Annotated in this window: 1 protein-coding gene; it reads left to right on the forward strand. The window is 70.9% G+C overall.

Features of this window, described 5'->3' with window-relative positions; translation table 11 throughout:
* Positions 1 to 146 precede the first annotated feature (146 nt).
* Positions 147 to 5,344: SDR family NAD(P)-dependent oxidoreductase (locus ABZX92_RS44940; RefSeq protein WP_355572174.1), on the forward strand; the 5,198-nt coding region annotated here is incomplete at its 3' end.

A 5,344-nucleotide genomic window follows, 5' to 3' on the forward strand; every position in this document is an offset into this window, starting at 1 on the left:
TCTCCGGCACCAACTCGCACCTGATCGTCGAGGCCCCGGCCGCCACTCCCGACGGCCAGGAATTGTCAGACCCGCCTGAGATGATTGGGATGGGGGGTGGCTCCCCCCAGGGGGCCCGCGAATCGGGATCGATCCAGGTCAGCGGTGTGCCGTGGCTCGTGTCGGCGAAGACCGAGGCGGCGCTGGACGGGCAGATCGCGCGGCTCGGCGGCGTCGCGGCGGATGCGAAGGACGTCGGGTGCTCGCTGGCCGCGCGCACGCTGTTCGACCACCGCGCGGTGCTCCTCGACGGCGCCGAGATCGCGCGCGGCACGGCCACCGAGAAGCAGCTGGCGATGCTGTTCACCGGCCAGGGTTCGCAGCGCCCCGGCATGGGCCGCGAGCTGTACGAGGCGTTCCCGGCGTTCCGCGAGGCGTTCGACCAGGTCGCGCAACACCTGGACGTGAACGCCTGGGACGATGACGCGTTGAACCAGACGGGGAACGCGCAGCCCGCGATCTTCGCGCTCCAGGTCGCCCTCTACCGCCTGATCGAGTCGTTCGGCGTCAAGGCCGACCACCTCGCCGGCCATTCCATCGGCGAGATCGCCGCCGCGCACATCGCCGGTGTCTTCAGCCTCGAAGACGCCGCCAAACTCGTCGAAGCCCGCGCGCGACTCATGCAGGCGCTGCCACAAGGCGGCGTGATGATCGCCCTCCAAGCCACCGAAGCCGAAGTCACCCCGCACCTCACCGCGGGCGTCTCGATCGCCGCGATCAACGGCCCCGACGCCCTCGTCATCGCGGGCGTCGAGGAGGAAGCCCGCGCGGTCGTCGCGCGGTTCGAGGGCCGCAAGACCAAGCAACTCCAGGTCAGCCACGCGTTCCACTCGCCGCTGATGGACCCGATGCTCGACGACTTCCGCGCCGCCATCAGCGACCTCACCTTCACCCCACCGACCATTCCCGGCCTGGGTGACGTCGCGAACGCCGAGTACTGGGTCCGCCACGTCCGCAACACGGTCCGCTTCCACGACGCCGTGACCGCCCTGGGCGACAGGAGGTTTCTGGAGATCGGCCCGGACGGCGTGCTGTCGGCGCTGGTCGACGGCATCCCGACGCTGCGCAAGGACCGTCCTGAACCCCAGGCCCTGATCACCGGGCTCGCCCGCCTGCACGTCGCGGGCACGGCAGTCGACTGGAGTCCGTTCTACGAGGACGGCCACCGGGTCGCGCTGCCGACTTACGCGTTCCAGCGGCAGCGTTTCTGGCCGTCGACCGCGAAGAACGCCGACGCGTCCGGCCTCGGCCTCACCGCGGTCGGCCACCCGCTGCTCGGCGCGGCGGTCGAACTCGCCGACGGGCAGGGTGTGCTGTTCACCAGCAGGCTCTCCGTCGCGACCCAGCCCTGGCTCGCGGATCACGTCGTCGGCGGCCGGATCCTGTTCCCCGGCACGGCTTTCGTCGAACTGGCGTTGCGCGCGGGCGACGAGCTCGGCCTCGACCGCCTCGACGAGCTGACGCTGTCGGCGCCGCTGGTCCTCGACGCCCCGGCGCAGCTCCAGGTGGCGGTCGGGCCGCTCGACGGGACCGGGCGTCGTTCCCTCGCGGTCTACTCGCGCCTCGACCCGGACACGCCGTGGCTCGAGCACTGCACCGGTTTCCTCGCGTCCGGCACCGCCCACGCCTTCGACACCACGACCTGGCCGCCCACCGGAGCGGAAGCGGTTGCGCTGGAAGGGTTCTACGAGCGGTTCGCGGACAACGGATTCGCCTACGGGCCATCGTTCCAGGGCCTGAGCGCGGCGTGGAAGCTCGGCGACGACGTCTACGCCGAGGTCGCCATCGACGGCGAGGCCGACCGCTACGGCCTGCACCCGGCGTTGCTGGACGCCGCCCTGCACGCCGCGGACCTGACCGCGTCCGAGGGCGGCATGCCGTTCGCCTGGGAAGGCGTGTCGCTGCACGCGACCGGTGCGTCCGCGCTGCGTGTGCGCATCCGTCCCCAGGGCGAGTCGTTCGCCGTCGCGGCAACGGATCCCAACGGCACGCCCGTCGTGTCGGTCGACTCCCTCGTCACCCGCCCGATCACGACCGGCTCCGGAATCGCGCGCGAGGCGTTGTTCCACGTCGACTGGACGCCGGTCGCGCTGCCCACCGAGACCGCCGAGGTCGAGGTCGAGCACGTCGTTTCGCAAGGCTCCCCAGTCGAATCCGCGCACGCTCTGACGTCGCAGGTTCTCGCGCGCCTGCAGCAGTGGATCGCGGACGAGCGCCAGGACCGCCTCGCGTTCGTCACGCGTCCGGGTGACCTGGGCGCGGCCGCGGTGTGGGGCCTCGTGCGGTCGGCGCAGACCGAGCACCCCGGCCGTTTCGTGCTGGTCGAGTCCGATGGCGATGTCCCGGCGCAGGTGTTCGCCCTGGACGAGCCGCAGATCCGTTGGCGTGACGGTGAAGCGTTCGTACCGCGCCTGGCCCGCCTGGCCCCGGACGACGGGTTCTCGTGGCAGGGCAAGGTTCTCATCACCGGTGGCACCGGCGGACTCGGCTTGGTGATCGCCCGCCACCTCGTCGCCGTGCACGACGTCCGCGACCTGCTGCTGGTCTCACGGCGCGGCGAGGCCGACGTCGCGGAGCTGGAAGCACTGGGCGCCAACGTGATCGTCGAGGCGTGTGACGTCTCCGATCGCGCAGCCGTCGCAGATCTGTTGGCACGGCACGAGGTTCGCGCCGTCGTCCACACCGCGGGTGTCCTCGACGACGGCATCATCGAGTCGTTGACGCCCGAGCGCGTCGACACCGTGCTGCGCCCCAAGGTCGACGCCGCCTGGCACCTGCACGAGCTGGCCTCGAATCTCGACGCGTTCGTGGTGTTCTCGTCCGTCGCGGGCACGATCGGCACCGCCGGCCAAGGCAACTACGCCGCCGCCAACGCGTTCCTCGACGCGCTCATGGAACACCGCCGCGCTTCCGGCCTCCCCGGAACGTCGCTGGCGTGGGGCCCGTGGATCGCGGGCATGCTGTCCGGTGCCGACGCGGAACGCATGGCACGCACCGGAATCCCCGGCCTCACCGTCGAGCAGGGCGTCGAACTCTTCGACGCGGCTGCCGGAAACGCCGTGCCGGTGCGCCTCGACCTCCCCGTGCTGCGCGGCCGCGGTGACGTCCCGCCGATGCTGCGCGGCCTGATCAAGACCCGCGCACGCCGGGTGGCCGCCGGTGCCGGCTCTGCCGCATCACTGACCAGCCGTCTCGCCGGGCTTGACGAAGCCGGTCGGCTGGAAGCGTTGCTCGACCTCGTGCGCGGCCAGGTCGCCACGGTCCTCGGCCACGCGGGCACCGACGAGATCGACCCAGGCCGCGCGTTCCAGTCACTCGGTTTCGACTCGCTGACCGCAGTCGAGCTCCGCAACCAGCTCACCTCCGTCACGGGCCTGCGCCTGCCGGCCACCCTGATCTTCGACTACCCGAACGCGGGTGTGCTGGCTGCACACCTGCGCGACGAGCTCTTCGGCTCCGACACGGTCGTGCCCGAGGTCTCGGTTTCCGCGGTGTCCGACGACCCGATCGTGATCGTCGGCATGGCCTGCCGCTACCCCGGAGGCGTGGCGTCGCCGGAAGACCTGTGGCGCCTGGTGGTCGACGGCGTCGACGCGGTGACCGACTTCCCGTCCAACCGCGGCTGGGACGTCGACTCGCTCTACCACCCGGATCCTGACCACATCGGCACCTCCTACACGCGTTCCGGCGGTTTCCTGCACGACGCCCCGCTGTTCGACCCGGCGTTCTTCGGCATGTCCCCGCGTGAAGCCCTTTCCACCGACTCGCAGCAGCGTCTGTTGCTGGAAACCGCCTGGGAGTCGCTCGAACGGGCCGGCATCGACCCGGTTTCCCTGCGGGGCAGCGCAACGGGCGTGTTCGCCGGCGTCATGTACACGGACTACTCGGTCGTGATCAGCGGCAGCGAGTTCGAGGGCTATCAGAGCATGGGCAGCGCCGGCACGTTCGCATCCGGCCGCGTCTCCTACACGTTCGGCTTCGAAGGCCCGGCCGTCACCGTCGACACGGCCTGCTCTTCCTCGCTCGTCGCCCTGCACCTCGCTTCTCAAGCTCTGCGCAACGGCGAATGCTCCCTGGCCCTGGCCGGCGGCGTCACGGTGATGTCCACGCCGTCCACGTTCGTCGAGTTCTCCCGCCAGCGCGGTCTCTCCGCAGACGGCCGCTGCAAGTCGTTCTCCGACACGGCTGACGGCGTGGGCTGGGGCGAGGGTGTCGGCCTGGTGGTCCTCGAACGCCAGTCCGACGCTTTGCGGAACGGCCACACCATCCTGGCCGTCGTGCGCGGGTCGGCGATCAACCAGGACGGCGCGTCCAACGGTCTCACCGCGCCGAACGGCCCGTCCCAGCAACGCGTGATCCGCTCGGCTCTCGCCGCGGCGGGTCTGTCGGTGTCCGATGTGGACGTCGTCGAAGCCCACGGCACCGGCACGACCCTGGGCGACCCGATCGAAGCTCAGGCGCTTCTGGCGACCTACGGCCAGGACCGCTCCGAGCCCCTCCTGCTGGGCTCCATCAAGTCGAACATCGGCCACTCCCAAGCGGCGGCGGGCGTTGCCGGCGTGATCAAGATGGTCCACGCCATGCAGCACGGCCTGGTCCCCGCGACGCTCCACGTCGACGAGCCCTCGACCCACGTGGACTGGGCAGCAGGCGACATCACCCTCGTCACCTCAGCCACCTCCTGGCCGTCCGTGTCCCGCCCGCGCCGCGCCGGTGTCTCGTCGTTCGGCGTCTCGGGCACCAACGCCCACGTCATCCTCGAGGCCCCGGAACTGTCAGACCTGCCTGAGATGATTGGGATGGGGGGTATCTCCCCCCAGGGGGCCGGCCAATCCGGATCGATCCAGGCAATCCCCGCGGGCCAGGCAATCCCCGCGGGCCAGGTGATCCAGCCGGGTCAGGCGGTCCCGGTGGGCCAGGCGATTCCCGCGGGCCAGGCGACCCAGGTGGGCGGCGTGGTGCCGTGGCTGGTGTCGGCCAAGTCGGCGACGTCGCTGGACGCCCAGGTCGAGCGTGTGCTGCAGCTGGCCGGCGATCCGCGGGACATCGGGTTCTCGCTCGCGTTGAAAACCCAGTTCGACCACCGGGCCGTGGTGCTCGGCGGGCAGGTCGTCGCCCGGGGCGAGGTGAGCGGGAAGCCGCTCGCGTACGTCTTCTCCGGGCAAGGGGCGCAGCGGCTGGGCATGGGGCGTGAGTTGTACGAGTCGTTCCCGGTGTTCGCGTCGGCGTTGGATGAGGTGTTGGAGCACCTCCAAGGCGTGCGCGAGGTCATGTGGGGCGACGATGCCGAGGCGCTGAACCAGAC

The sequence above is a fragment of the Lentzea sp. NPDC006480 genome (assembly GCF_040611995.1).
Taxonomy (GTDB): domain Bacteria; phylum Actinomycetota; class Actinomycetes; order Mycobacteriales; family Pseudonocardiaceae; genus Lentzea.